Annotated in this window: 28 protein-coding genes; 19 read left to right on the top strand and 9 right to left on the bottom strand. The window is 44.0% G+C overall.

The window, feature by feature from the left end; all coding sequences use genetic code 11:
• Window positions 1-2: 2 nt before the first annotated feature.
• The 5 genes from H8K33_RS05695 to H8K33_RS05675 all read left to right on the top strand — a co-directional run bounded on the left by H8K33_RS05695 (window position 3) and on the right by H8K33_RS05675 (window position 5,293).
• Entirely contained in the window at window positions 3-857 is an 855-nt protein-coding gene (locus H8K33_RS05695; protein ID WP_186890028.1) for an enoyl-CoA hydratase family protein, read from the top strand.
• 322 nt (window positions 858-1,179) lie between these two features.
• Window positions 1,180-2,367 carry an acyl-CoA dehydrogenase family protein gene (locus H8K33_RS05690; RefSeq protein ID WP_186890027.1) on the top strand — a complete coding sequence of 396 codons (1,188 nt, stop codon included), beginning with the start codon at window positions 1,180-1,182 and terminating at the stop codon, window positions 2,365-2,367.
• Window positions 2,364-2,786: an acyl-CoA thioesterase gene (locus H8K33_RS05685; RefSeq protein WP_186890026.1), complete on the top strand. Its 423-nt coding sequence runs from the start codon at window positions 2,364-2,366 to the stop codon at window positions 2,784-2,786. The genes H8K33_RS05690 and H8K33_RS05685 overlap by 4 nt, the downstream gene beginning before the upstream one ends.
• Before the next feature lie 122 nt (window positions 2,787-2,908).
• Window positions 2,909-3,301, top strand: coding sequence for a RidA family protein (locus H8K33_RS05680; protein ID WP_186890025.1), 393 nt, complete (start codon window positions 2,909-2,911; stop codon window positions 3,299-3,301).
• A 357-nt stretch (window positions 3,302-3,658) separates the two neighbouring features.
• Window positions 3,659-5,293, top strand: coding sequence for a HAMP domain-containing sensor histidine kinase (locus tag H8K33_RS05675; protein WP_186890024.1), 1,635 nt, complete (start codon window positions 3,659-3,661; stop codon window positions 5,291-5,293).
• Window positions 5,294-5,340: 47 nt separating this feature from the next.
• Here H8K33_RS05675 and H8K33_RS05670 read toward each other — a convergent pair whose 3' ends face one another.
• Complete coding sequence (locus tag H8K33_RS05670; RefSeq protein ID WP_186890023.1) at window positions 5,341-6,786, bottom strand: pyridoxal phosphate-dependent decarboxylase family protein; 1,446 nt, start codon at window positions 6,784-6,786, stop codon at window positions 5,341-5,343.
• A 97-nt stretch (window positions 6,787-6,883) separates the two neighbouring features.
• The gene (locus tag H8K33_RS05665; protein ID WP_186890022.1) at window positions 6,884-7,147 is read right to left on the bottom strand and encodes a DUF2164 domain-containing protein; all 264 of its coding nucleotides are present in this window, start codon (window positions 7,145-7,147) and stop codon (window positions 6,884-6,886) included.
• Window positions 7,148-7,368: 221 nt separating this feature from the next.
• On the opposite strand from H8K33_RS05665, the gene H8K33_RS05660 reads away from it, so the two are divergent.
• The 4 genes from H8K33_RS05660 (at window position 7,369) to H8K33_RS05645 (ending at window position 11,249) form a co-directional block, all read left to right on the top strand.
• Window positions 7,369-7,770 (top strand): GntR family transcriptional regulator, encoded by a 402-nt coding sequence (locus H8K33_RS05660; protein ID WP_186890021.1) that lies wholly within the window; start codon window positions 7,369-7,371, stop codon window positions 7,768-7,770.
• Between the two features lie 83 nt (window positions 7,771-7,853).
• The gene (locus H8K33_RS05655) at window positions 7,854-8,807 is read left to right on the top strand and encodes a TraB/GumN family protein (protein ID WP_186890020.1); all 954 of its coding nucleotides are present in this window, start codon (window positions 7,854-7,856) and stop codon (window positions 8,805-8,807) included.
• A 112-nt stretch (window positions 8,808-8,919) separates the two neighbouring features.
• Window positions 8,920-9,786: an ABC transporter ATP-binding protein gene (locus H8K33_RS05650; protein ID WP_186890019.1), complete on the top strand. Its 867-nt coding sequence runs from the start codon at window positions 8,920-8,922 to the stop codon at window positions 9,784-9,786.
• A complete protein-coding gene (locus H8K33_RS05645; RefSeq protein WP_186890018.1) occupies window positions 9,783-11,249 on the top strand; it encodes a hypothetical protein in 1,467 nt (488 codons plus the stop codon). The genes H8K33_RS05650 and H8K33_RS05645 overlap by 4 nt, the downstream gene beginning before the upstream one ends.
• A 42-nt stretch (window positions 11,250-11,291) precedes the next feature.
• Here the strand turns inward: H8K33_RS05645 and recQ are convergent, their stop codons facing one another.
• The 3 genes from recQ to H8K33_RS05630 all read right to left on the bottom strand — a co-directional run bounded on the left by recQ (window position 11,292) and on the right by H8K33_RS05630 (window position 14,362).
• The gene (recQ, locus tag H8K33_RS05640; protein ID WP_186890017.1) at window positions 11,292-13,124 is read right to left on the bottom strand and encodes a DNA helicase RecQ; all 1,833 of its coding nucleotides are present in this window, start codon (window positions 13,122-13,124) and stop codon (window positions 11,292-11,294) included.
• A 13-nt stretch (window positions 13,125-13,137) separates the two neighbouring features.
• The gene (locus H8K33_RS05635) at window positions 13,138-13,977 is read right to left on the bottom strand and encodes an undecaprenyl-diphosphate phosphatase (protein WP_186890016.1); all 840 of its coding nucleotides are present in this window, start codon (window positions 13,975-13,977) and stop codon (window positions 13,138-13,140) included.
• 103 nt (window positions 13,978-14,080) lie between these two features.
• Entirely contained in the window at window positions 14,081-14,362 is a 282-nt protein-coding gene (locus H8K33_RS05630; RefSeq protein WP_186890015.1) for a YkgJ family cysteine cluster protein, read from the bottom strand.
• A gap of 140 nt (window positions 14,363-14,502) precedes the next feature.
• On the opposite strand from H8K33_RS05630, the gene H8K33_RS05625 reads away from it, so the two are divergent.
• The 9 genes from H8K33_RS05625 (at window position 14,503) to H8K33_RS05585 (ending at window position 21,214) form a co-directional block, all read left to right on the top strand.
• A complete protein-coding gene (locus H8K33_RS05625) occupies window positions 14,503-15,135 on the top strand; it encodes a TetR/AcrR family transcriptional regulator (protein ID WP_246443371.1) in 633 nt (210 codons plus the stop codon).
• Window positions 15,136-15,414: 279 nt separating this feature from the next.
• The gene (locus H8K33_RS05620) at window positions 15,415-16,065 is read left to right on the top strand and encodes a protein-L-isoaspartate O-methyltransferase family protein (RefSeq protein ID WP_186890014.1); all 651 of its coding nucleotides are present in this window, start codon (window positions 15,415-15,417) and stop codon (window positions 16,063-16,065) included.
• Window positions 16,066-16,092: 27 nt separating this feature from the next.
• Complete coding sequence (locus H8K33_RS05615; RefSeq protein ID WP_186890013.1) at window positions 16,093-16,416, top strand: rhodanese-like domain-containing protein; 324 nt, start codon at window positions 16,093-16,095, stop codon at window positions 16,414-16,416.
• Between the two features lie 114 nt (window positions 16,417-16,530).
• Complete coding sequence (locus H8K33_RS05610; protein WP_186890012.1) at window positions 16,531-17,850, top strand: TolC family outer membrane protein; 1,320 nt, start codon at window positions 16,531-16,533, stop codon at window positions 17,848-17,850.
• 542 nt (window positions 17,851-18,392) lie between these two features.
• Window positions 18,393-19,124 (top strand): DUF1963 domain-containing protein, encoded by a 732-nt coding sequence (locus H8K33_RS05605; RefSeq protein WP_186890011.1) that lies wholly within the window; start codon window positions 18,393-18,395, stop codon window positions 19,122-19,124.
• Window positions 19,125-19,179: 55 nt separating this feature from the next.
• Window positions 19,180-19,383: a hypothetical protein gene (locus tag H8K33_RS05600; RefSeq protein ID WP_186890010.1), complete on the top strand. Its 204-nt coding sequence runs from the start codon at window positions 19,180-19,182 to the stop codon at window positions 19,381-19,383.
• 131 nt (window positions 19,384-19,514) lie between these two features.
• The gene (locus H8K33_RS05595) at window positions 19,515-20,144 is read left to right on the top strand and encodes a DUF4304 domain-containing protein (protein ID WP_186890009.1); all 630 of its coding nucleotides are present in this window, start codon (window positions 19,515-19,517) and stop codon (window positions 20,142-20,144) included.
• A gap of 23 nt (window positions 20,145-20,167) precedes the next feature.
• Window positions 20,168-20,746 (top strand): DUF2314 domain-containing protein, encoded by a 579-nt coding sequence (locus H8K33_RS05590; protein WP_186890008.1) that lies wholly within the window; start codon window positions 20,168-20,170, stop codon window positions 20,744-20,746.
• Between the two features lie 90 nt (window positions 20,747-20,836).
• Window positions 20,837-21,214, top strand: a complete 378-nt coding sequence (locus H8K33_RS05585) for a hypothetical protein (RefSeq protein ID WP_186890007.1) — start codon at window positions 20,837-20,839, stop codon at window positions 21,212-21,214.
• A 190-nt stretch (window positions 21,215-21,404) separates the two neighbouring features.
• On the opposite strand, the gene H8K33_RS05580 is transcribed toward H8K33_RS05585, so the two are convergent.
• Window positions 21,405-22,016: a hypothetical protein gene (locus H8K33_RS05580; RefSeq protein WP_186890006.1), complete on the bottom strand. Its 612-nt coding sequence runs from the start codon at window positions 22,014-22,016 to the stop codon at window positions 21,405-21,407.
• A gap of 312 nt (window positions 22,017-22,328) precedes the next feature.
• Here H8K33_RS05580 and H8K33_RS05575 point away from each other — a divergent pair, with 312 nt between their 5' ends.
• Window positions 22,329-22,808, top strand: a complete 480-nt coding sequence (locus tag H8K33_RS05575) for a hypothetical protein (RefSeq protein ID WP_222613306.1) — start codon at window positions 22,329-22,331, stop codon at window positions 22,806-22,808.
• A 184-nt stretch (window positions 22,809-22,992) separates the two neighbouring features.
• On the opposite strand, the gene H8K33_RS05570 is transcribed toward H8K33_RS05575, so the two are convergent.
• From H8K33_RS05570 to H8K33_RS05560, 3 genes are all read right to left on the bottom strand, one after another.
• Window positions 22,993-23,475, bottom strand: coding sequence for an HAD domain-containing protein (locus tag H8K33_RS05570; protein WP_186890004.1), 483 nt, complete (start codon window positions 23,473-23,475; stop codon window positions 22,993-22,995).
• Window positions 23,453-23,752: a hypothetical protein gene (locus H8K33_RS05565; protein WP_186890003.1), complete on the bottom strand. Its 300-nt coding sequence runs from the start codon at window positions 23,750-23,752 to the stop codon at window positions 23,453-23,455. Before H8K33_RS05565 ends, H8K33_RS05570 begins: the two co-directional genes overlap by 23 nt.
• A 280-nt stretch (window positions 23,753-24,032) precedes the next feature.
• On the bottom strand, window positions 24,033-25,544 hold the full coding sequence (locus H8K33_RS05560) for a hypothetical protein (RefSeq protein WP_222613305.1): 1,512 nt from the start codon (window positions 25,542-25,544) through the stop codon (window positions 24,033-24,035).
• Window positions 25,545-25,661 lie beyond the last annotated feature (117 nt).

Here is a 25,661-nt window from a genome sequence, read left to right as displayed (position 1 = left end):
ATATGAACTACCTCAATGGAAAAGTCAGCGATTTGCCAGGTAATCACCAAACGCTAGCGAATTATCAGGCTACGCATTTTGCCTATCAAGTCAAAGATAAAGTCGCGACCATTACCTTAAATCGCCCTGAACGTAAGAACCCTTTGACCTTTGATTCTTATGCCGAATTGCGCGAGCTGTTTCGTAATATGTGCTATGCCGACGACATCAAAGCCATCGTGATCACAGGCGCTGGTGAGAACTTTTGTTCGGGTGGTGACGTACACGAAATCATAGGCCCATTAACCGAACTCGATATGCCGAGTTTGCTGCGGTTTACACAAATGACGGGCGATCTCGTAAAAGCCATGCGCGCCTGCCCACAGCCTATCATCGCTGCAGTGGACGGTATTTGTGCAGGTGCGGGGGCAATCATCGCTATGGCATCGGACATTCGACTAGGAACGACTCGCAGCAAAACGGCATTTTTGTTCACGCGTGTTGGACTGGCTGGCTGTGACATGGGCGCATGTGCGATTTTGCCGCGTATCATAGGTCAGGGACGTGCATCGGATTTATTGTATAGCGGACGTAGTATGTCTGGCGAAGAGGGCGAGCGTTGGGGTTTCTTTAATCAATTAAGCGAACCCGAACAAGTGATCAGCGCAGCACAAACTTATGCCACTAATTTAGCAAATGGTCCCACATTCGCGCATGCAATGACCAAGAAAATGTTGCACGAAGAATGGGATATGAGTGTTGATCAAGCGATCGATGCGGAAGCGAAGGCGCAGGCAATTTGCATGATGACCAATGATTTTCATCGTGCTTATCATGCGTTTGTGAATAAAGAGAAACCGAAGTTTGAGGGTAATTAAAGATAAATCCAATTGCAGGGCGTGTTACAGCTTTGAAAAATCCTGTCATTGAATTTCAACATAGATTGATGATGAGTTTAAAGTTCCCTCTCCCGCAAGCGGGAGAGGGTTAGGGTGAGGGTAGTTCAGATTGGCGAAATGCTTGTTCGATACAGTTCGTCATATTTCGGATGCGCAAAGGAACCGTTATTTCATTTTCTCGACGACCCTCATCCCCAGCCCTTCTCCCGCTTGCGGGAGAAGGGAGATTAGCGACTTGAAATAGAAGTTGTGAGCAATTGATGAATAGTCATTTCTCACATAAATAAATATTAGGAAACACATGTCCAACACCTCCCACCTAAGCTGGCCTTTCTTCAACGAAGAACACCGCCAATTGCAAGCGCAATTGGATAAATGGGCGAGCCAAAATATTCATCAAACGCATAGCAAAGACGTCGATCAGGAATGCCGCGATCTGGTCAAGCAACTCGGTGCAGCAGGTTGGCTCAAACATGCCATCGGTGGCAAAGCCTATGGTGCGAATCAAGACGTGATCGACACACGGGCGATCTGCATCTTGCGTGAAACTTTGGCGCGTTACTCTGGTTTAGCCGACTTCGCTTTTGCGATGCAAGGACTAGGCACAGGTGCAATTAGTTTGTTTGGTAGCGAACAACAAAAAGCCACGTACCTAGAAAAAGTCGGACAAGGTAAATTAATTTCAGCCTTCGCCTTATCTGAACCGAATGCCGGTTCCGATGTCGCCGCCATGCAATGTGCTGCAACTTTAACGCATGATGTGCAAGGCGATTACTACCTGCTGGAAGGTGAAAAGACTTGGATCTCAAACGGCGGTATTGCTGATTTCTATGTGGTGTTTGCGCGTACAGGAGAAGCCGCAGGTGCGCGTGGCATCTCAGCTTTCATCGTTGATGCTAATACCGAAGGTTTCGAGATCGCTGAAAGAATCGACGTGATCGCCCCGCATCCTCTCGCACGTTTGAAATTTAATCAATGTCGTATTCCAGTCAGCCAACGTATAGGCGATGGCGGGCAAGGTTTCAAAGTCGCGATGGCGACGCTGGATGTGTTCCGTACTTCGGTGGCTGCCGCAGCCTTAGGTTTTGCGCGTCGTGCTTTAGATGAAGCAATGGCGCGTGCCACCAGTCGGCAGATGTTTGGTCAAACCCTGGCTGATTTTCAACTTACCCAAGCCAAGTTAGCGCAGATGGCGACTACCATCGATAGTGCCGCTTTACTTGTGTATCGCGCCGCTTGGCAACGTGACCAGGGACAGCGTGTCACGAAGGAAGCCGCGATGGCAAAAATGGTCGCAACCGAAGGTGCGCAACAAGTGATAGACGCGGCGGTACAAATGTTCGGTGGCATGGGTGTGATGAGCGAAGTACCAGTAGAAAGACTGTATCGTGAAATCCGTGCACTGCGCATTTATGAAGGTGCAACCGAAGTACAGCAACTGATTATCGCCCGCGAAATGTTGAAAGACTACAAGGACACGCAGGCATGAGTTTGGTATTTAGCACACCGATCAGCATCCGCTTTGCACATTGCGATCCGGCAGGCATCGTGTTTTATCCGCGCTATTTTGAATTGATGAATGGCGTGGTGGAAGATTGGTGCGCGCAAGCTCTGGGTATGAGTTTTCACGAAATGCACATGGTGCAAGGAATCGGTTTGCCGACAGTACATATAGAAACCGATTTCGTGAAAACTAGTGTGATGGGTGATGAGTTAGTCGCTGAATTACGTGTGACCAAGTTAGGACGCGCTTCTGCCACGGTAGAAATTCTCATGCTGGGACAAGAGCAGGATTTAAGATTGAAAGCACAGCTCGTTTTGGTGATGGCGCATGTACAAGAACGTAAAGCAATTGCATTACCAATAGCTTTGCGTGAACGAATGCAGAACTACTTGGTAAGCGAGTGAGCTTGAGTAGGGTGCACCATGCGCACCGAGCAATTGATTAAATTAAATATCAGAACACTCAGACGATAGATAAGCGTCGGTGCGCACCGCGCACCCTACAAAAAATACTGAAAGGAATGAATATGGATTTTTTACAACCCCCAGGCTGGGTCAGACCTCGCGGTTATTCAAATGGTGTTTCTGCCACAGGTCGCACGATCTGCGTAGGCGGCATGATAGGCTGGGATGGGCAAGAGCAATTTCATTGTGATGACATCGCCGGGCAAACGCGACAAGCTTTACAAAATATCGTCGAGGTATTAGCTGAAGGTGGTGCCAAGCCTGAGCACATCGTGCGTATGACATGGTATGTGGTCGATAAAAAAGAATATGTCGCCGCATACAAAGAAATCGGCGCAGCTTATCGCGATGTCATTGGTAAACATTTTCCAGCCATGGCAGCAGTACAGGTTGCAGGGCTAATAGAAGACCGAGCACGAGTAGAAATTGAAGTGACCGCCATCGTGCCTGAGTAATTTGTGTGATCGCTTAAACGTCTTGTTATGTCAACTCAGCCTGGTCGGTCAATTAAGAAGTTCACTTTCTGGGTGTTGTAAAGTCTTTTTACAACATAAGCATCAATAAATTTATGTGAGTGAGGTAAATACGGGAACTTGTCATCATCTTTGAATACTCTTGGCTTAGAATCTATTCATGCCGTTTCGCTTGTACGTCCAAAGTGATTGGTTTGTTAGCTGGATGCAGGTTTATAGGGAAGCAAAGCAATCTGGCCATTTGACAAAAGACCAAACTGACGCGGGTTAATCCAAGCTGGTTTGTGGATCGTTTCTATTAATCCAGAATGAGTGAAGACTCAATCATTGATGATGACCATGACGCGTCGGCTATTTCTGCGCTTTTTTTTAACGATCACCGGACAATTCACAGTGATCGCCTTTCTCGCATCAAGCTTGCTGGTCGCAAACGTGCTCTATACAGGCAATCGAACTTTGAATGCCGCTTTATTAGAAAATATTAAGATTAGTGTTGGGCAAACCTCGCAGTTACTAAATCTGACCGTATCCACTTATGCGAGTAATAAAGATTTACGGACTGTACAAGCTTTCCTTGATGAAATTCTCGATAAAGAAGCAAAGAATGGTTTGATCTATGTTCTGGTTGCTGATGCTGAAGGCAAGACACTTATTTCGACACGCCCTTTGGGTGCAGATACACCAACCCCTGATCAAATCAATCAATATGAGAGGGCAGCACTGACGGGGACGATTAATGTACGTAATCGCTTGCTACTTCCCGGGAATCAAGTCGGATTCTTACAATACGGATTGTCCACAGAAAATATTATTACCGCAACAACCATAGAACGTCGTAATTCCTTAATTCGTACCTTGGTGGTTGTGCTTCTCACTTTTCTCGCCATTGTCTTTTTTGGACATCAAATTACAAAAAAATTGCAGCAGATGATTTTAGCTAGTCGAGAGATTGTCGCAGGAAATTATCAAATGCGAATTGCAGCGTCGGGTACGAATGAACTCGCTTTAATGTCTGAACATTTTAATCGCATGGTCGATGCCGTACAGCTAAAAATCCAAGAGATAACTGAATTGAATCTATCGTTAGAAAGTCGCGTACAAAGCCGGACTGTAGAGTTGGAAAACTCAAAGCAGCAGCTTGAAAATAATTTGCTTCAACTGAAGGAAGCACAACGTCAATTGATCAGCAAAGAGAAACTGGCGAGCTTGGGGTCTTTAGTAGCAGGGATCGCCCATGAATTAAATACGCCTATTGGAAATGCTTATACTGTATCGACGACGGTAACAGAAAAAGTCGATGAGTTTAAGGCTGCATGCACGGACGCGAGCATCAAAAAATCGACACTAACGCGATTCTCATCGGAGATGGCAGAAGCCGCTGATTTATTGACGAAAAATTTGCATCGAGCATCAGAACTGATTACCAGTTTTAAAACTGTTGCGGTTGATCAAGCGAGTGAGAACCGACGTAAGTTTAATCTGCTGAAAACAATGGAAGAGTTGGCGATCACTTTGCAGCCGAGAATCAAAAAAACGCAGATTCAATTCCTGCTTGATATTCCTGCTGAAATTATATTGGATAGTTATCCAGGGCCGTTAATTCAGGTTGTTTCCAACCTTTTTAATAATGGCGTGCTACACGGATTTGATCAGCAAGAACGTGGCGAATTAATATTGATGGCGAGTATCGATAAAGATAATCCGCAATACGTGAGTATTCAGTTTAGCGATAATGGTGTAGGTATACAACCACGCAATCTGGATAAAATTTTTGATCCTTTCTTTACCACTAAATTTGGTCAAGGTGGTTCTGGTCTCGGATTAAATATCTGCTACAACATTGTTAGCGGCTTATTGGGCGGACAGATCAGCGTGCATTCGATTCTTGGTGTAGGAACTAAATTTACAATATGGATTCCTATTTCCGTTGAAAACCACGAAAAGCAGTCAAACACTGCTGTACAAATTAGCTAAGTACTTTGTAGAGACTGATCATGCCGAGTGGCCATTCATTTCTTTTGCTACGTAGGTAAAGTACTCGCCACATCTCTGATGACATGCAGTAGATAATCAATCGATTCGGTATTTTTACGATGATTGATAATGCAGGCACGTAGAACAAATTCACCGCGCAAGCGTGTGCCTGTGATAAAAATTCTGCCATCCTTTTCTAAAGCAGGAATCAATGCATGATTGATCGCCATGATTTGTGCGGTATCGAGTTGATTGCCAATGTAGCGGAAGCAAGCAATGGCTAAATCACTTTGCGACATTAACTCAAAATCTGTCGATGATTGAATTTGTTGTTCTAGATAACGAGTTAGCGCCAAATCTTTTTGCATCATCGCCTGAATTTGGGTAAAGCCATAGGCTTTTAGTGACATCCATACTTTAAATGCCTTGGCGCTGCGAGATAGCTGAAAGTAATGTTCATTAAATTCTAAACGATCAGTTTTCACTTCAAGTGAGGTATCCAAGTAGTCGGCTTGTTTAAAATAAGACTCTCTCAGGACATCCCAGTTGCGCACTAATGTGCAGCCAATCTCGAATGGTTGATATAGCCACTTATGGAAATCGAGTGCGATCGAATCGGCTAGTTCCATACCGGCATATTTGTCTTTGAGTTCAGGTAAAGATGACACTAAGCCACCGTATGCGCCATCAACGTGAAACCACATTTGAAATCGCTTCGCGATATGCGCTAGCGCAGTCAGATCATCTATCGCCCCCGTGTTGACGGTGCCAGCATTGCCGACGATACAAAATGGTAAAAATCCAGCTTCAATGTCGGCTTCGATTTGCTGTTGTAACTGCTGTAGATCAATCTTGAATTCGCTATCAGTTGCGATGCGACGTAGTTGTTTAGTGCCGATGCCGAGTAAGGAAATGCTTTTGTCGGTGCTGCTATGCGTTTCAGCGCTGCAGTAAACGGTGAGGGGTTGCATTCCGAACAGACCGTTTTGATTCACATTATATTGGCGACAAAATACATTGCGCGCCACCGTTAAACCCGTCAGTGTTGCCGCTGAGCCGCCGCTGACCATGACGCCGCCAGCTTCAGTGGTATATCCTATCATCTCGGCGGTCCACTTAATCACGCGCTTTTCGATTTCGGTCATGGCCGGTCCCAGGTGCCATTTGGTTGCGTTTTGGTTGATTGTCGATGTAAGAAAATCAGCGATCGTCGAAATCTGATTGCCGCCAGCCATCACATACGCATACATATTCGGGCCAAGATTGCCTGTGGCGGTATCGAGTACGCGTTGTTTCACTAAATCCAATAAAGCTATTGCATCACTGCCAAGCAGCGGTAAGGGTTCGTCAAACCATGAAGCGACCTTGGTTTGAGGATAATCATGAAAGCCATCTTGTTGTTCTAGTTTTGCATACTGCTGCAAAACCAGTTCAGTGGTTTTTTGCAAGATGTCTTGTAATTCTTGCTGGCTATAATCGAGACTATTTTTCATGGCGTAGTTTGATCAGTTGTTCAAGTGATTTGAGGGATTGAATATCTGGCTGAATGGCAAGCTTAGCCCAGTTATAAGAACTAATGTCTGGTTTAAATCAGCGCGACTTTTTCTGCCGTCCCCAATAAGCGAACTCTTCCGCATGTACATCGAAGTCTAATTCTTGTACGCGTGTCTGTAAGTGATTTTGCGCATCATTGACCGCTTGATTGTAGATACTTGGTCCAATTTCTTCGAGTAGAAAATCGAGTAGGGCATTGGCCTGTAGATTGCCTAACTTCTCTTCCATATTCAGATCGAAGTAGCGTTGCAATGATTCTGTCGCTTGTTTGCGAACTTCGGTTTTGAGTTGTATGGTCATAGCGATTTAAAAATGGTGGCAGATGAAACATGAGTGTAGCCCAAGCCAGATGTTTTTTCAGTTGAAGATGGTGAAGAAAGATTGAATATCGTTGCAGTGTTACTTCAAATTCGACTATCTAAGAATTGAACTTATGCTTTTAGGATAGTTAAAAATAAATCTTGAAATTGCACGATCGCTGTATTAGTATATGCATACAGTAAATTTTAGAAGACCTTTGTATGAGCTCAGATCGGGATTTACCAGTCGACATTTTTCAAATCGTTACTGGCAGTAGTGAGCCTATTTACCGGCAGATGGTAGAGCAGCTGCGACGTCAGATACTTGGTGGACAGATTCGCGCTGGTGATGCAATGCCGTCGGTACGCGAAGTTGCTAGTCAGCTTGGGGTCAACCCTATGACTGTGTCGAAGGCTTATAGCTTGTTAGAAAGTGACGGCTGGCTAACGCGCCGTCGTGGGATGGGGATGGTGGTCGCAGAGCGTGCTGATGCCGCTGATCAAGCTGCAGATCGACTCGAATTAATACGTCCAAGTTTGGAGCGCGTCGTGTTCGAATCTCAGCAATTAAAGTTGGCACCAAGCGCGGTGTTAAAAATGCTGAAAGAGCTAATGGATTCGTGAAAGAACAAGCAAAAAAGAGAGTAGTTCAGTTGGATTTGAGTGTGTTTGTGAAAATTTTTAATTAATTATTGAGTGGAGTTGTTATGAGCTTATTTCAACAGATTTCAGCCGTATTTTACAAAATGCTGATGACGAGTATTTTGATTGTACTAGCATTTTTTACCAATAAAAGTGATGCCCAGACTGTCAATAGTTCAGCAACAGCGCAGCCCGCAGCTCTGAGTTCTGATGCAACGCGTGGTCTGCTTTTTGAAATTAAGTCAGGTTCCAAGGTCGCTTATCTTTTTGGCTCTATTCATATTGCGAAAGCAGATTTTTATCCGATGTCACCGAAAGTTGAAGCGGCCTATCTGCAAGCAGACACAGTTGCGGTTGAGGCTGATACGTCTGATCCCGTTGCTGCACAGGCAATGATGCCAAAGTTGATGTACACCGCGCCGGACAAATTAGAAAATCATTTGACACCAGCGACGTGGAGCGATTTCAAAACGGTGTTTGGTCCAGGCGCAGAGCAAATGCAGGCCTTGAAGCCTTTCATGATTAGTTCAGCAATCGCGGTGCAGGTGGGTATGCAATTGGGATTTGATCCTATGCAAGGAATTGATATGCACTTCATCAAACGCGCAAAGGCGGATAAAAAATCTTTGGTGGAATTAGAAAGCTTGGCATTTCAGGCGGATATTGTTAGTAATCTGACAGATGAAGAAAGCGATGCCCTGATTGCGTCTTTGATTGATTCGATAAAAAAACGTGAAATGTCAAAAGAATTGCAAAAAATCGTCGATGCTTGGAAAGCCGCAGACACCGACGCGGTTGCTAAACTATTTGTCGATTCAGCGAATAAAAATCCAGGTTCAAAACGTTTGATGAAAATGCTAATGGATGATCGTAATGAAGGCATGGTGAATAAAATCAATCAGATGATGCAAGCAGATAAGAAATTATTTGTCGTGGTCGGTGCGGGTCATTTAGCCGGTGAAAAGAGTGTAGTCGATTTATTGAGAAAACAAGGTTTAGAAGTGCATCAAATTCGCTGATCAATCATGGATTGATGCATTTGAGATTTGTGCGGGTATTTCTTTAAACAGCTCAGTCATCCGTATTCGTTAGACCTATTTCCTTCGACCATAGCATTCATCAGGACGCATCATGCAAGCACCTATTCGTATCAAAGGCTTGAGTAAACAATTTAAGCCGCAGCGTGTTTTAAAAAATCTAGATTGGGAAATTGAAGCAGGTAGCATCGTTGGATTGCTCGGACGTAACGGTGCAGGCAAATCCACTTTGATTGAGTGCCTGCTTGGTTTGCGTGATGTGGAGCCTGAGAGCGAGGTGTACTTATTTGGCGAAGACGTTCGTCATATGTCGGATGAGACAAAGGCAAAGATCGCTTATGTTCCGCAGAACAGCGATTTGTTTGAATGGTTAACGCCACGTCAAATGTTGAATTATTTTAAGGCGCTTTACCCACGTTGGAACGATGCTAAAGTTGATGCATTGATGCAGCGTTGGAATTTGCCTTACGATAAAGTGATCAGTCAGTTTTCTGGAGGGCAAAAGCAGCGTTTGTCTATCATTCGTGCATTGGCTTACGAGCCTGAGTTATTGATATTGGATGAGCCAGTGGCTAGTTTAGACCCTGCAGGTCGGCGTGATTTCTTGCGTGAAATCGTAGATAGTGTGATCGATAAAAATACCACAATCGTCTTCTCCACACACATTTTGTCCGATTTAGAACGGGTCGCGATGACAGTCGCCTTTTTGGCAAATGGGCGCATTGTGCATCAACAGACGCTTGATGATTTGATGGAAGTTAGCTTGCAAGTGACAGGTAGTACTCAAGTCGTTGAGCAATTAGCGCCACGAAAGATTTTACGTTCTTGTCGTATTGACGATATGCATTCACGTTTGCTTGGCCAATGGAATGCGGCGCAATCAGCAGAGCTCTTATCTCGCTCCGATTTACGTGTCGAGCGTTTAAGTTTGGAAGATCTTTTTATTGAGATGACCAAATGAAAAACATCTTGAATATTTGGATGCAACCCTTGCATGCAAGAATGAACGTTGATAGCAAGAGGACATTGCTGATTGCTTTATTATTTGTACCTGCGGTGGCGGAAATAATTGCGGCTATTTTATATTTTTTTCGCCCAGATAAAGTAAGCAGCAATATTTTTCTAGATGCCTTGTTATATGGCGTTGCAGCAAACCTCGGTCTCTTTTGTTTGATGTGGTTTGTGTCACTGATTCAAAGTGTGAGTTTGCAATTTTCACCAGCAAATGCGGGGCTGGTGCCTAAGCATCGCATGTATATTGAGTTGGCACTTATATTGCCCGTGTTGCTTTTTGCAACGATTGCTTTAATTGCTTCTTGGACTGTGCAGAAATATTTTTCGATGTGGCCGGCTTTTTTTACGGTTAGTTTTCTGATGTTTATGGTGTTGCTTATTCGTTCACCTTGGACAGTCATACCGATGATCGTGTTTTTCCAAATGCCTACTTGGTTGAAACGAAACGGTTATTCCGATCTTGAAGATTTCATTTCAAAGCATACAGAACTTCCGGTTGCCTTAGTGTTGATCGTAGTTGCGTTAGTCTTCGTCTTTGGCGGCATACATTGGACATTTTCGATGAAGAGCGACGTACTTTTTAGTCGACACAAAAAGGCATTGGCGTATCGCGCTAGCCTCTTGGGACAAGGTATGGTTGAGAATCGAATCACGTTGAGTTTTTCGGCAATTTGTTTGGCTTGGATGTCCCATCGAGTAAAAAGTGTAAGTGGTCAGCAGCATGAAAATTTCACTATGCTGCTCGGATTTTTATTTGGACCGAAATTGCATTGGACAACAATTTGTTTTCAAATGTTTTCGATGGCGGCGGGAGGTGTTTTTGCGGTTTCCTTGCTTGAATTTTTCTCAGCTCGGACATCTAAAGATTTTGCGATGGGATTCGGCATTGGCTTTGTTGGCATGATGATTTTATTCATCCCGCTCTTTTTCTGTTTCATGTTGTTTTACAGCTTGTATCAAACGCGAGGTGAGCAGGTCTTATTGAGTTTGGCTCCCGGCACTGGAAGCGCAGCACGTCGCGATCAATCATTGCTAGGCTATTTGCTTCGACAATTTGTGATCATGTATGGATTGAGCGTGCTGGCGGCGTTATTGATTTTACGCTTCGCTGACATTAGCGAAACCAAACAGTCAGCCTTGATCTTGCTAGTGACTTGCTTATTTCCTTTGATTTTGAACTTGGGCGCGCCAATATCAAGGATGAAAAATGCCAACGATCATCCTTTGTTGCGAAATTTACTGTTGTGTGTTGCAGTGTTCGTCGTGGGCATCGTTCTGGTATTGATCGTGAATGTTGCACTCATTTGGATTTATACCCCGATTGTATTGTGCAGCACAGGATATTTTCTTTGGAAGAAAACGCGTCGCAATTTGCAAACAAGTGTCTTTCCTGTGGGGCGCGCGGTTTAGTTGAATTAAGCTAATTTATTGTGACTATGCTGATTGTGAAGCTTATAGAAACTCCGCAATCAGTTTTACAATTTCTGCACCATAGCTTTCGAGTTTTTTTGCGCCAACGCCAGTAACACCGCGTAAGTCATCCATAGAGTGCGGTCTAGCTTTGGCGATTTCCCGCAGCGTGCTATCGTGAAAAATAATAAAGGCAGCGGTGTTGTGGGCTTTTGCCGTTTCCACACGCCACCAGCGTAAGCGTTCGAAAATTGCTTGTTCGCTGTCTGATAAATTTGCTTCAGAAAAATCTTTGGCGGATTGCCGTTTGTGTTTAACGGCTTTTTCGGCTTTCTTATATTGACGCAATTGGATGGTGATTTCACCGCGTAAAACTGCACGTGAATCTTCAGTTAATTTTAGCGAGCTGTAGTTTTCATAGTCAACAGATACCAAGCCCAGCGCGATCATTTGCCGCAATAAAGCGCGCCATTCTGCTTCGCTTTTCTCCGAGCCTATGCCGTAAGTCGATAGTTGGTCGTGACGCCATTGTTTGACGCGTTCGGTATCAATACCGCGTAGCACATCGATGACGTGACCAGCAGCAAATCGTTGATCGACGCGATAAATCGTTGAGAGAATTTTCTGGGCTGCGACGGTTCCGTCAAAAGAACTGGGTGGCGATAAGCAAGTATCGCAATTGCCACATGGCTGCGAACTTTGACCAAAGTAATCGAGTATGTGTACGCGCCGGCAGTTTAAGGTTTCACATAAACCTAACATGGCATCTAACTTGACGCCTTGCACACGTTTAAAGGTTTCGTTGGCTTCTGACTCGTCAATCATGCGGCGCTGCTGCACCACATCTTGCAGACCATAAGCCATCCAGGCATTGGCGCTAGCACCATCGCGTCCGGCTCGTCCAGTTTCTTGATAATAACCTTCAATACTTTTTGGTAAATCTAAGTGCGCGACAAAACGCACATCGGGTTTGTCGATACCCATTCCAAATGCGATAGTTGCCGTCATGACGATGCCATCTTCACGCAAAAACCGCGCTTGATTGCGGGTGCGATCTGCCTGATCCATGCCGGCGTGATAGGGCAGGGCAGTGACGCCATTTTCGTTTAAAAATTCTGCCGTTTCTTCGACTTTTTTACGTGACAAGCAATACACAATGCCGGCATCACCCGCGTGCTGTGCGTTGATAAAGTCTAGGAGTTGTTTTCGACCATTGGCTTTTTCGACGATTTGATAACGGATATTGGGTCTGTCAAAAGATGACACAAACTGCATCGCGTTTTCTAATTGCAGGCGATGAATAATCTCATCTCGTGTTTGCTGATCTGCCGTCGCGGTGAGGGCGATGCGCGGCACATCAGGAAACCGTTCGTGCAAAACAGAAAGCTTGATGTATTCAGGGCGGAAATCATGCCCCCATTGAGAAACGCAATGCGCTTCATCAATCGCAAAGAGGGCGAGCGGTGTAACGCTGAGCAATTCCAGACAACGTTGGGTCATTAATCGTTCTGGTGCGATATACACCATATCGATTTCACCTTCACGCATCATCCGTTCGATGCGCAATGCCTCGTCAAAACTTTGCGTAGAATTAAGAAAAGCTGCGCGTACGCCAACCTCCGCCAGAGCATCAACCTGATCTTGCATCAAGGCGATTAGTGGTGATACGACGATGCCAACACCATTGCGGATTAAGGCTGGGATTTGATAACACAATGATTTACCGCCACCGGTTGGCATCAAAACCAAAGCATCGCCACCTTTAACCACATGATCAACGATTTGTCCTTGTTGAGAACGAAACGCCGGATAGCCGAAGACGGTCTGCAACAAATGCAGTGCTTGATCTTGTTCAGGCGTGGTGATGTGTTGCATTGAGTTGAAGACCTTATTCCGCCCAGTTAATGACGCCAGTGTAGGCAGTAATTAAGATCATGCAACCAAACGCGATGCGGTACCAGGCAAAGGCATTGAAATTGTGGGTACTGACATAGCGCAACAGCCAACGTACGCAAAAGAATGCGGAGATGAAAGCAGCGATTGTACCCAAGCCAAACATTGGAATGTCGGCACTGGATAACTCATTCCGCGCTTTGTATAAGGAATACACAGTCGCACCAAGTAATGTAGGAATCGCGAGGAAAAATGAAAACTCTGTCGCAGCTTTGCGTGACATGCCAAACCACATGCCCCCGATAATTGAGGCACCAGATCGGCTAGTGCCGGGAATGAGAGCGAATGCTTGTGCGAGACCGATTTTAAGCGCATCGATCAGGCGCATATCATCGAGATTATCAATATGTGGTGCACGAATTTGCGCATTCCGCTGATGGCGGCGCTCGGTCCAAAGTATGAAGATGCCACCCAAAATGAAGGCTAAAGCAACGGGTACAGGTTTGAAAAGATAAGCCTTAATGTACTTGCTAAACATCAAGCCTAAAACAGCCGCAGGTAAAAATGCAACGATCACATGTAGTGCAAAGCGTTGCGCTTTGATATCGCTGCCCAAGCCGGTAACGAGGCTGATGATTCTTTGGCGGTACTCCCAACAAACAGCGAAAATGGCGCCAGCCTGAATCACAATTTCGAAGACTTTGACTTTCTCGCCAGTGAAATCAAGCAAGCTGCCAGCTAAAATCAGATGTCCAGTGGATGAAATCGGCAAAAACTCTGTTAAACCTTCGACGATGCCCATAATGATGACTTTGAGTGCGAGAGAAAAATCCATGTTCCAAGCTTGCTAATTAAAAATCGAAGGGACGAAGCTTATCATGTGAGACTGTGATTTGAGCTGAAAATCAAAGCATCAATGCATGCAAATAAGGTGGGGCTTAGTTTGATTGTGGGTTTGATGGAGAAGTTGCGACTTCGAGTTGCGCTAGCCAAGTCATCGCATATTCCCGATTATCTCCGCACATTTCTAGCGAGGCTTGTAAGCCAGAACAGCAATCGGGGCGTTCGGGTTGCCCAAAAATCGCGCAACGTAAATCGGGTGTCAATTGTACACATGGCACGCCAGCGGGTTTGCCGTTCGGCATTCCCGGTATGGGGCTGCTAATAGAAGGCGCCGTGCAACATGCAGCGCAACTTGGGCGACAAATAAGTGTGTTCATATGGATAAATTGCCGAAAAACGTATTCTATCTGATTCACTCCTAAGTCTTGGCTTTGGCGCGCTATAGACTTGACCATTTTGCCCTGAGCGCTTACATTACTGACTCTTGAGTAAGTTAATTTTAAAGTGTTTTTTCGTCATGATGTCATGTCCATTTAAGCCGCGTTGGGAAAGACGCAAAGATGCGCGCCCGCAAGAATTGCTGGACGCGGCATTAGATCATTTTGTCGCGCGTGGATTCGCGGCGACCCGCTTAGATGATGTCGCTAAATCTGCTGGCGTATCAAAAGGCACTTTGTATTTGTATTTTTGCAGTAAAGAAGAATTGTTCAAAGCAGTTGTCCGTGAATCTATCGTGCCTTTACTTGGTGAGGCAGAGGGCGTGATTGAGCAATTTGCTGGATCAAGTGAGGATCTTTTTCGCATCATCATTACGACCTGGTGGGAAAATATTGGCGCGTCCAAGTTATCGGGTCTGCCGAAGTTGATGACGGCGGAAGCTGGAAATTTTCCCGAGTTGGCAAAATTTTATCAGGAAGAAGTTGTTGATCGTGGCGAGAAATTGGTGACCACCATGCTCCAAAGAGGTATCGCACGCGGCGAAATTCGTGAAATGGATTTGGAAGTCGCCCCAAAAATTCTGATCGCACCGATTATTATGATGATGATGTGGAAACACTCGAATGGTGTTTGCCAGGTTGAACCGGAAAAACTTGGGGCCTATCTGGATTTTTATATCGACATGGCACTTCGTAGCATTCTTGTGAAATAAGGTGGTTCTTTACGGAACTTGCCGATTAGATTTCAGTGGATGCACGTGATTAGCTGCCAGAAAACTTTGATGTGTATCTGTTTTTGCGCAAATAGTGGAAGTATCTGTATGAAAAGCAAGAAAACTCATATGAAAACCTTCTTTTGCAGAAACGCTTTGATAAAATGCGGGATTGGGTTAAAAGTGCGATAAGTGCATCTGTGTTGATCGAAAATCATCAAAACAGGATAAAGACGCGTTGATACCTAACTTTTTAATTTAATGCCACGAGAAATGAACATGAATATCGAACAAGCCCGTTTTAACATGATTGAGCAGCAAATCCGCCCGACAAATGTCAGTGCACCAGATGTGTTGGCCTTGCTCGGCGTCGTAAAACGTGAAAACTTCTTTCCTCAAGAACAAAAGAGCTTGGCTTTTTTTGACACAGGTTTGCCATTGGTAGCAGGTGTAATTTCTCTGACACCAAAATTAGAAGCTCGCATCGTGCAGGAAGTTGCCGCTAAGAAGACTGAATCAGTTTTGATCGTTGGTGCCGATAGTGGTTATTTGGCGGCGCTGCTGGCACATCAATCTCGTCACGTAACAGTGATGGAGGCGGTTCCTGAAGTGAAAAGTTTAGCGCAGGCAAACATCGCAAAAAATGGAATTACCAACGTGGATGTGCAGTGGGGCGATGCGTTAAAGAACACGCATTTTGCGGCTTTTGACATTATTGTCATCACAGGTTCGCTTGAAGCAATTCCTGAAAATCTGCAGGCACAGTTAAATATTGGTGGGCGAATGTTTGTTGTTGTCGGTAAGCCGCCAGTGATGACCGCACAATTGGTTTCTCGTGAATCTGAATTGTTTTTCAATACAAAGCAATTATTCGAAACTTCCGTGCCGCCATTAACACAGGCGATCCCTGCGTCAACTTTCACTTTATAATGTGCTTGTGAATTAGAAAAGTCAATTATGGAACATATAACGGCTCCCGAATTAGCACAGTGGCTGTCTGATTCTTCAAAAAATCCACCATTCTTATTAGATGTCAGGGAACCTTGGGAGTATGAGACTTGTCATATTCATCAAGCGCAGTTGATGCCTATGTCTGGCCTGCCTTTACGGCTAGAAGAGTTAGACCGTGATGTCGAAATAGTTTGTATTTGTCATCATGGTGGACGTAGTATGCAGGTTGCACATTTCCTAGAGAGAAATGGTTTTAATCGAATCATCAATTTGACCGGTGGAGTACACGCGTGGGCATTGCAAGTTGATACTTCTATGCCCACATATTAAGAGCTGTCTTTAGTGGTGCTAAAGACCTCGGTGTAAGTGGTTTGTTGTCGTTGTTGCTTAGATTTTGGGAAGAAAAATTCAAGCAAACGACCTTTAATTTTTTCGGAGCATTTTATGCGTAAATCTATTATCGCTACATTTATTGCGACCGCGTTTATTTCTTTAAATGCAGGCGCTAGCGATTTGCTACAAATTTACAAAGAAGCCTTAATCAATGATGCACAATTTAGTGCAGCGCGTGCTTCTAAATTGGCTGGTCAAGAACGTTCAGTTCAAGGGCGTGCTGCTTTGCTGCCACGCGTCACGATGGATGCCAATGTACGACGTACTCAAAGTGAATTCGATCCTGATGTTGGCGCCACGACAAAGTCATCGGGTAATACGAATTCCTTAGGTTTTACATTGAGTCAACCATTGTTTAACTGGGGATCTTGGGAAACCTATGAACAGTCAAAATTGTCGGTGATCTCTGCTGATTTGCAGTTTGCAGCGGCTCAACAAGACTTGATGCTGCGCGTTAGCCAAGCTTATTTTGACGTATTGGCAGCTGAAAATACCTTGAAGACTTTGCAAGCGCAAAAAGTGGCGGTTGCAGAACAATTGGCTTCCGCTAAGCGCAATTTCGAGGTTGGTACACAAACGATTACAGATACGCATGAAGCACAGTCACAATATGACTTAATTACGGCACAAGAATTAGCCGGCCAAGGTGATTTAGAAGTGAAACGTGCGGCTTTACGTCAAATCATCGGTAAAGATGCAGGTGATTTAGCGAAGCTGAAAGATGGCGTTCAATTGACAGCACCGGTTCCAGCGCAGATTAACGACTGGGTCAGTTCAGCTGAAAAACAGAACTTTGTAGTAGCAACCTCTCAAGTTGGTTTGGAAATTGCGCAACGTGAAATTAAAAAGAGTCGCGCAGGTCATTTGCCAACTTTGGATTTGACTGCGACAGCAGGGCGAAATTCCGTGAACGCAAGCGTAGCATCGCCATCTGGTTATTCCAAGCCTAAAACAATCGGTGTGACTTTGAATGTACCGATTTTCGCTGGTTTTGGTACCGATAGCAAAGTTCGTGAATCAATCGCTTTAGAAGATAAGGCGCGTAATGACTTGGAAACTGCACGCCGTAACGCTGCACAAGCTGCACGCCAATCTTATATCGGTGTAGTCAGTGGTTTAGCGCAAATTAAAGCCTTCGAGGCGGCTGAAATTTCAAGCCAATCTGCATTAGATTCCACCAAGCTGGGTTATCAAGTCGGTGTGCGTATTAATATCGACGTGTTGAATGCACAGCAAAAATTATCCAACACGCGCCAGAGCTTGGCAAAGGCACGTTACGATTCCATCATGAGTGGATTGCGCTTGAAAGCAGCGGCTGGATCATTAAAAGAAGCTGATTTGGCTGAGGTTAATGTCTTGTTGGCGCAGTAAATTATCAGGTATTAGAAAACAAAAAACCCGCTTTATTAAGCGGGTTTTTTTGTGGCCTTAATTCAATGTGGGTGACACCATAATGTGGAACTCATCTCTCCATAAAATCAATGACTTAGACTACCCGCGGACAGCATAAAGCGGAACTAACGGACAGCATAAGGTGGAATTTTCCACATCAATTAAGGCATAAAGCGGAACTTTCCTCGCTTTATGCCTTCTTTTTGTCTGTTGAGAAAATTTCTCTAATGGAATCAATTAGTTGTAAATTGAATTTGCGCGTGTTTGTTGAACAGGTCTATGGTTTTCTGATTGCCTGAACGCTGCCTACAAACGGTGGTTCAGTGAATTAAGTGATTACTTCCAGCGAATGAGCGAATTGATTTGATTGAGATTGAATCCGTCTTTTACACATTGCTCCCATACTTGAGTTGTTTCCTTGATACTATCTTAGTTGCTTGGTAAAATGAAACGAAATGGCAGTCAGAGTACAACGATGGTTTGTCGAATAGAACAAACTTGTCAATAAATGTAGGTGAGATATGTGCAGAGAAAAAATCGATAGTTTATTAAGGCCATTGGTGAAAAAGGCAATTAAGCTAGAGCCGAGAGCTGATGATGAAGCTTCAGTTGCTTCCTGCGAAAGTAAGTTTGGAGGCACTCCTTATGCAGAGGTAGGTGATTCCTGGCCGTCGTGTCCGACCTGTAAAAAGGAGCTGACATTCGTCAATCAAATTCATGATGAGTTAGAGCAACATCTTTTCGTTTTTTATTATTGCAATGAATGCTCTCCTTGGGGGCTTGGTGATGAGCAAAAAGGGCAATGGGAAGTAAAGCTATATAACGAACCGAAGACTGAAAGAATAGCCGAAATAGGTCGAAACTCTCATGACGAGTATTCACCTACACCTTGTAAGGTAACAGCTTCATTTGTTGATGTTCATCCTGATTGGGAAGGTCTTGATTCTGCATCAAGAGAGCTAAGCGACCTATGTTGCAAAATAAATGACGATTCTCCTTGGGAGGAATATGAGGAAGCTGTCGAAAGAGCTGGGTGTCTAAATGATTATGCGACGCTTTTGGGAGGGTACCCACGTTTCGTTCAAAGTGAATCAATTCCAACATGTCCTAAGTGCAATACTGACATGAAATTTTACGCCCAAGTTGATTCTGAAGATGAGGCTAACATCATGTGGGGAGATGTCGGGCTAGTATATTTCTTTCGTTGTTCAGAACATAAAAATGAGTTCAAGATGGAGTTGCAATGCCACTAATGGTCAACAAAGCTCTGCTAGGGACAGGCCGGCGCTATGTCTTAAACCATAATAAATGACACTCTCTGTTGGCCATTATTTGAAAATCTATCAGACTCGGAAGGCGATGATGGACTCGGGTGTGATTAGTCCTACTGCGATAGGGCGTGAGCTGATTTCTCGTTTGAGCTCACGACTCGCTGAACTTGACCCTGTGCTGCCTTGTGAAGTTTCAAGATTGACGGATTCAGTGGCGGTGTGTACTACACGTTTATTGTGAACGACGAAGAAATCGTACGTTTTATGGCTGAACCAGATGTCCAATAGAAAAATTCTTCCTATCTTAGATGGGTTTAACAAATCGTTCAAGTCGGATGCCTTCGGCTTCGCTTGGCTAAGGCGATGGAAAACATGAATGTAACTGCTAAACCACGCCTAGACACTGCAATTCGCGCGCACCTTGTTCCTTGCTTGCGCGCTGACGGTTTTGCTGGTTCAGGCTCGAAGTTTTGGCGCGTCATTGCCGGCTGGGTGCAAGTGGTAAGTGTGCAAGGCAGGAGAGACGGCGGCTCATTCGCAATTAACTTAGCTGTGCACCCGCTCGCCGTGCCAGACCGACTGGGAAACCAACCTGACCCTAAGAAAATTACCGAAGGGCTTTGCGAGTTTCGACGCCGACTCTCCGAAACGGATTCAGACCAGTGGTGGAATCATGATGGGACTGAAGACAGCATGAATGTTGCAGCGTCGGCCGCGAGTTTAGTCTACATTGAGGTTGGACGTCCTCTTCTAGAACATGTTTCAGGGCCTGGTGCTCCTTTGAATGTGGTCACCGCTGAGGAGTTCGATAAGGATTCTTTTGATTTTTCTGGGTTTAGTTCAACCAAGATACGAATGGCACTTACCTTGGCGCGATTCCGTCTAAGCCAGGGTTTGGCAAATGACTCTGCAGCATTTGCACGCATTGGCCTTGCAAACTTGGGTAGCGCTTCAGCTCTCCGTCAGGACCTCGAGCAGCTGGCAGTGGCACCGTTATGTTGAACTGGTAAAGTGGACTGGATTTAATGCAGCACTCAATACAAAATCAGCGCATTCGGCTTTTCGAGCATATGATTTTAATAACCATTTGCTCACCAATTGAGATGTTCAGTTTCGTTCAGATACGCGATAGATGCCGCATGGTGACAATTTCCTCATTTACTAGCGTTTTGATAATCGTTTTCGGGTTTGCCTTGGGTTTACCTGCGGTCGCTAGTGGATTAGACCCGTATAGAACTGCGCAAGCAGAGCTTCATTATTTCAAGCAGGCCCTTGCGAATCCCGAGAGCATGGCCCGAGCACGTGTAATGATTGAGCTTCGAGAAGACCAGAAGACAGAGATATTCTGGCTTGGCCAAGTGCATCTAGACGGCGAAGAGTTTGTTGGGAAATTAGAGACCATCCCAAGACATTTATTAGGTGTCCAGCTTGGGCAGGAAATACGGATACAAGCGAAAGATGTGCTTGATTGGAACTACCAAGACCGAAAGAGCCGCATTGTTTATGGAAATTACAACGTATGTGCTGAATTAAACTCTCTGCCTAAAAGAGAGGCAAAAGAGCAGATGGCCTACTGGGGAGCCGCATGTAAGCCAAAGCCATGAGTTCCACATATAGGGTCGCTTTTGAAATTTCGAGAGCGAGAGCATTTATAAACAAGACAGTCGCTGCAGTTCATGGCAAGCGTTAAGTGTATGGGAGCCGAACACGTGACCACGTTGGAGAAATTTAGAGTGCGCCCAGGATACAAATCCCGAGAACTTCTTGTTGAGTTCTGCGGCGACCATCGCTCATCGTCCTATCCAAACATCGCGAACCTCTTACAAGATGCTTTGAATGCGAAACTAAAGAAGCACCCAGTCTACGATACTGTTCGCATCGGACTCGCTACAGACGAATTCATTACCTTATGGGAATATTCAAACGGCGAATTCCAGCTTAACGACGATACTTGGGGATATTTTGCATTCGCTCCAAATAACAATGCGCTGGTCATCGAAGATATAGAAAGAGTTCTTTTGCAAAGCGGTCGGTTTGTTAAAGAGGGAGTTGATTTTGCAGATTACGCCTAGCATAAGTGATTCGGGCGCTGCGCATACTAGTGTTTTGACATTCCGCGAGCATTCATTTCTCTATTTTTCGGATACTTTGGGTTGCCAGAGGCACATTCTGCTAGTCGTTATGCATGATTAGTTGAGACTAATCGACAAAGTGCTGACCATCGGAAATGCAACGCTCGAAGTTTCTGCGTTGAGCATTGTGCTAACTATTTGAGTGCGTCACCACAGGAATATCATAATTTGGTAACAATGTTGTACCTTCTTGCCAAAATTTTAACGCATCAGGTAAAACAACGTTGTTGCCCCTTTTTGCTACGCTAAGTTTCTTAATTTGCCGATTTAGGCGTGAAGAGAAGCTGGTTATCTTTTTAAAGTCCCAGGCTTCGACACTTTGCATATCGTTGAAAGTAGGTGCCCAGGCAATTGCTCTCTTTTGGCTATTGTGATTGCTATGTGAATTTTTCAGTCCATGAACTGTAACTCCGCTAAGGTATAGTTGGACTAAACCCCATCCCTCGGCCGCATATCTAAAAGTCGCTCCCCCACATTTCTCCGGATTAAGGTTTACACGTACAGGGATGAATGGCGGACTCGCTCCAATGACATAGAGTTGCAAATGAACTGTATGCCATTTCTCTCCCGTACTGTAGGTGCGGTCAAACTGAGCGAGTACCTCTTTAGCAGTCTTGAATTCCTTAAGGGGTTGTTCGAATTCAGAAGAGAGTTCATATACTCTGCAGGTACCTTCATTAAACAGCCAATTTAATAGCTGTTCATGGTCGTGAGGCGTTCCGTAAAAGTCGCAGTTTGGCATTTGAGATGTTTAACTACCTATTTTATGTGATAATTTAAATTGTTGAAAAAAATTAAATAGGCTTTGCTGAAACAACCTATTTGATTATTAACATCTTATATCGCTTTATGGCGTCTTTGTGCTACTTCAAATTTTCATAAAAGCAATGTTATATTTTGTAGTAATTTAAATTAAAAAATCAATATGTGTAAGCATATTTCAAATCAAGGCTGGTTCCAAATGTTTAGACTATTTTTTTGCTCTCTAATTTTAATCCTTACAGGATGTGCCTCGACCAGCTCGTCAATTCGAGATACGGATACGAAAATAGCATTGAATTTTGAAAAAGGGCCAGGGCCACATAATTTTGAATGTGATGCTTCCGCTGGCAAATATCTGCAAACCAACATAGCAACCTCAAAAGGTTCATTTCACGCCACTGGTATGCTGCGTTTTTTCGTAACCCGTGTTCATCCGAGCTGGTCAGCTTCGGCATCAGTAACGTTTGTTGGAACCAATGAGAAATTTGTAGGATTGCAGGCTATTGTGATGCCAGACGTACCAGCCAATTTGCAGTTTGCAATCACGGGTCAAGGTGGACCTCAAGACCGGACCACGTTTGGAGTGACTCCCTTAACAGATGGGTTGATTCCATTTGACATCACGATTATGGCGGACGGTGAATTGAATGTCTCTATTGCAGGTAAGTCGACGAATTTCAATGTCGGTAAATTTGAACCGGCGCGATTGAGTTTATTCTGCTCAACAGCATTTGTTCAATTTTCTAAAGTGGCAGTAACACAAATTAATTAATAAAAGCATTTAATGGCGCAGCATCACATAAAGACTGTGACTAATAAGGAAATGCTATAAAAATGAAGGTCTAATTGTTTTGTTAAAAATAAAATTAATTTTTAGAGGTGTGGGGAAAAGTTGTTGAATTGCAGTAGTCATTGGATATCATCTTGAAAATGGAACACCCCTTGCTCAGTTAAAACTATAATAAATTCAACATTGCCATAACTTCATTTTGCACTTTGACTTCACTCAATCCTAATCTGTCCTGAGTAAGCACAAGCTTATCGCGGCAGTGAGCTGGCCATCTTTCGTTATCATTGTCTATTGCAAACCAAGAAGTCGGATTTCGCCGTTGAACATCATTCCAAATCTGCACTCCTCTAGCAGTTAAATCGAATTCGATTTTGTGCATTTCTCTACGATGGAAAGTGGCTCCGATGACTTTTTCACGCAGTGGAGCCGACAATTGTGACTTAGCATACTCAAAACTTTTTGCTCTAACCCAAGATGTTGATAAAACTATTCCCACATCAGGATGGGGGCTTAATAGGTTTTCCAGAATATACATCCACTCAAACAGGGTGCGGCCAGGGGTTTTGAGGTATATGCCGTGTTTTGGATGCCAATAAACGGCATCGTCATGTAATACACCGTCGTAGTCAAGGTAGAGAACTTTTGTCATTTTTGACTTTCATTAACCATGAAGAACACAAAAAAGCATATTTGATTTGATGCTGAGTTAGATAGTTTGACCAGCTTGAACTAATGCCGTATTGACAGAAAAAACGCTGATGAAGCAATGACAAACTTTCTATGGCTTCAGCAAGAAACAACTGTTGCCAGAAATCTTTGTCAATTGTCGTCCAGTCATTCTGAAGAGCGTCATAAACTGTGATTCCAGTGAAGCTTGGGTCAATCGCGATAACATCGTCAATGTCCAAAAAGATAATCGGTCTCATAGTTTTGTTTCGCATTGGACTTCAAGGTATTGAGCCTAATAAATATGTTAACTGCAATAAAAAACTACGGCTGAAACTTGCTACTGTCACGTCAATATAGTGACATTTATGAGGTTGGTCAACAGAAATATTATTAAAAAAAAATGCACAGATACTACTAGTTTACTTCAAGATAGCAAACCAAAACATCAGCTATTTCTAGCCCTAAATTGCTCGACCTTAAATCCCTAAATTAGTAGTTCTTTAGCACTATATCGGCCACTTCGATATCGGCCATAATCTATGGTTTGACCTGCGTTGTTGACTCAATAAATTCATTCACAAGTCGCATCGCATCTGGGTGTCTATCAAAGACCTTGCGACTTATCCCTGCAGCTTTGGCTATTCCTTGTTTGTTTATTCGCCCGCTACTTGTAAGAAGTAGTTGCACTTGTTCTTTTTTTAATGAATCAAGAAATTTATTTAGGCCCTCAATATCAGTTAAGGGCCTTGTAGATGTTTGGTCTTGATGGCGAGCTATGAATGATTCAAGCAGATTTTTGACAGCTTCATTCTTGTAAAAAACATCACGATGAAATCCACATGTTTCTGCGATTGCTGCTTTATTAGGGGCGCCAGCCAAGCAAGGAAGATACTCGTTGGATTCGTCTAGCGCGAAGAGATAATTTTGGAAGATGGTTTCGTAGGATGGACATTCCTTGGCCTTCGGTGCCTGCTCGTTCACTTTTTGGTTGTAAATCTCAATTAGATTTTGCTCATCGCGTTTACTGAGGATTGGCTGTTTGCCAAGACCATTTTTATATTGAAGTGAGATGATTTCGATGTGGTTAGTGCGACATGTTCTCCAGAGATGTTGAGCCAATGAACCTAATTTTTCTGCTATTTTTGATAATGGAATGTAACTTTGATTAAATAGCTCGACTGAGATGACGGGAACTCGAATATTTCCGTCGTATGTATTGCCGATTAGAAGCCCAGCATCAACGGCACTTTCGACCGCCATCATGTAAATTCCCGTCAGTTGGGAAACTTGTTCTAAGGTGTAGGTGTTTCCATTTAGTGCGCTTCGTTTTTTTAGAGCGAAATCTTCTAGCTGTACTTTATCAACTAACAGACTACCCAGCTTACTGCCGAGCCGGCCAACCGGGGTTAAGCGACCATCGAAAATTGCTGTAACGATATCTGCCTTGGTTTTCGCATCTTTAAATTTGAAACGCATTGCTGCTTCTAATGTCGTCAAATTGGTATCTAGTTCACCAATGCTTGCCAGACTGATACCTCGTTCAAGAAAGAGTTCTACATCATCAATGTGCCACGATGACTCATAGCCACGCCTAAAGCGCGTGTGGAAGACTTTCGTTTCTCTTAAGTGTTGTAGGACACTTAATGGTAATCCCAATTGCGAAGCTGCTTGTCGACCTGATAGCAAACCTTTAGACTCGGACGGAGACTGGGTTTTTTGAGTGTCAATAATCCGCATCGTTCTTGCGCCAATTTTTAATTCTCTCTGTACCAGTATTCCATCCTCAATCATTTTCTCTATTTTGGGATGTGTTAGGCGATATAGACGCGCATATTCCGCTTTTGAGATGAAGCGCTTTTCATCAGCAAGTAGCCCCTTTGCATCCTTAAATCCAATGGTACTTTGCCCCCATTTGGTGTTTCCAAAACGAATGAATTCTTCACGTAAAAAGGAAATCTCTTTTGAGAATTTTCTTCCCTTAAACATGCTTTCGTAAAAGTCCGAAAACTGGTTTCGAAGCCCTGCGGATTTAATTCCATTGAGTGTCAATAATCCGCATCGTTCTTGCGCCAATTTTTAATTCTCTCTGTACCAGTATTCCATCCTCAATCATTTTCTCTATTTTGGGATGTGTTAGGCGATATAGACGCGCATATTCCGCTTTTG

Origin of the sequence: Affinundibacterium amnicola, from assembly GCF_014284275.1 — a bacterium.
GTDB classification, from domain to species: domain Bacteria; phylum Pseudomonadota; class Gammaproteobacteria; order Burkholderiales; family Burkholderiaceae_D; genus Undibacterium; species Undibacterium amnicola.
This window is presented reverse-complemented; position numbering and strand designations above follow the sequence as displayed.

What these genes read in the sequence shown, in the direction of transcription:
- H8K33_RS05695 (WP_186890028.1), top strand. Translation starts at nt 3, where the DNA reads ATGAACTACCTCAATGGAAAAGTCAGCGATTTGCCAGGTAATCACCAA.
- H8K33_RS05690 (WP_186890027.1), top strand. Translation starts at nt 1,180, where the DNA reads ATGTCCAACACCTCCCACCTAAGCTGGCCTTTCTTCAACGAAGAACAC.
- H8K33_RS05685 (WP_186890026.1), top strand. Translation starts at nt 2,364, where the DNA reads ATGAGTTTGGTATTTAGCACACCGATCAGCATCCGCTTTGCACATTGC.
- H8K33_RS05680 (WP_186890025.1), top strand. Translation starts at nt 2,909, where the DNA reads ATGGATTTTTTACAACCCCCAGGCTGGGTCAGACCTCGCGGTTATTCA.
- H8K33_RS05675 (WP_186890024.1), top strand. Translation starts at nt 3,659, where the DNA reads ATGACGCGTCGGCTATTTCTGCGCTTTTTTTTAACGATCACCGGACAA.
- H8K33_RS05670 (WP_186890023.1), bottom strand. Translation starts at nt 6,786, where the DNA reads ATGAAAAATAGTCTCGATTATAGCCAGCAAGAATTACAAGACATCTTG.
- H8K33_RS05665 (WP_186890022.1), bottom strand. Translation starts at nt 7,147, where the DNA reads ATGACCATACAACTCAAAACCGAAGTTCGCAAACAAGCGACAGAATCA.
- H8K33_RS05660 (WP_186890021.1), top strand. Translation starts at nt 7,369, where the DNA reads ATGAGCTCAGATCGGGATTTACCAGTCGACATTTTTCAAATCGTTACT.
- H8K33_RS05655 (WP_186890020.1), top strand. Translation starts at nt 7,854, where the DNA reads ATGAGCTTATTTCAACAGATTTCAGCCGTATTTTACAAAATGCTGATG.
- H8K33_RS05650 (WP_186890019.1), top strand. Translation starts at nt 8,920, where the DNA reads ATGCAAGCACCTATTCGTATCAAAGGCTTGAGTAAACAATTTAAGCCG.
- H8K33_RS05645 (WP_186890018.1), top strand. Translation starts at nt 9,783, where the DNA reads ATGAAAAACATCTTGAATATTTGGATGCAACCCTTGCATGCAAGAATG.
- recQ (WP_186890017.1), bottom strand. Translation starts at nt 13,124, where the DNA reads ATGCAACACATCACCACGCCTGAACAAGATCAAGCACTGCATTTGTTG.
- H8K33_RS05635 (WP_186890016.1), bottom strand. Translation starts at nt 13,977, where the DNA reads ATGGATTTTTCTCTCGCACTCAAAGTCATCATTATGGGCATCGTCGAA.
- H8K33_RS05630 (WP_186890015.1), bottom strand. Translation starts at nt 14,362, where the DNA reads ATGAACACACTTATTTGTCGCCCAAGTTGCGCTGCATGTTGCACGGCG.
- H8K33_RS05625 (WP_246443371.1), top strand. Translation starts at nt 14,503, where the DNA reads ATGATGTCATGTCCATTTAAGCCGCGTTGGGAAAGACGCAAAGATGCG.
- H8K33_RS05620 (WP_186890014.1), top strand. Translation starts at nt 15,415, where the DNA reads ATGAATATCGAACAAGCCCGTTTTAACATGATTGAGCAGCAAATCCGC.
- H8K33_RS05615 (WP_186890013.1), top strand. Translation starts at nt 16,093, where the DNA reads ATGGAACATATAACGGCTCCCGAATTAGCACAGTGGCTGTCTGATTCT.
- H8K33_RS05610 (WP_186890012.1), top strand. Translation starts at nt 16,531, where the DNA reads ATGCGTAAATCTATTATCGCTACATTTATTGCGACCGCGTTTATTTCT.
- H8K33_RS05605 (WP_186890011.1), top strand. Translation starts at nt 18,393, where the DNA reads ATGTGCAGAGAAAAAATCGATAGTTTATTAAGGCCATTGGTGAAAAAG.
- H8K33_RS05600 (WP_186890010.1), top strand. Translation starts at nt 19,180, where the DNA reads ATGACACTCTCTGTTGGCCATTATTTGAAAATCTATCAGACTCGGAAG.
- H8K33_RS05595 (WP_186890009.1), top strand. Translation starts at nt 19,515, where the DNA reads ATGAATGTAACTGCTAAACCACGCCTAGACACTGCAATTCGCGCGCAC.
- H8K33_RS05590 (WP_186890008.1), top strand. Translation starts at nt 20,168, where the DNA reads ATGCAGCACTCAATACAAAATCAGCGCATTCGGCTTTTCGAGCATATG.
- H8K33_RS05585 (WP_186890007.1), top strand. Translation starts at nt 20,837, where the DNA reads ATGGGAGCCGAACACGTGACCACGTTGGAGAAATTTAGAGTGCGCCCA.
- H8K33_RS05580 (WP_186890006.1), bottom strand. Translation starts at nt 22,016, where the DNA reads ATGCCAAACTGCGACTTTTACGGAACGCCTCACGACCATGAACAGCTA.
- H8K33_RS05570 (WP_186890004.1), bottom strand. Translation starts at nt 23,475, where the DNA reads ATGACAAAAGTTCTCTACCTTGACTACGACGGTGTATTACATGACGAT.
- H8K33_RS05565 (WP_186890003.1), bottom strand. Translation starts at nt 23,752, where the DNA reads ATGAGACCGATTATCTTTTTGGACATTGACGATGTTATCGCGATTGAC.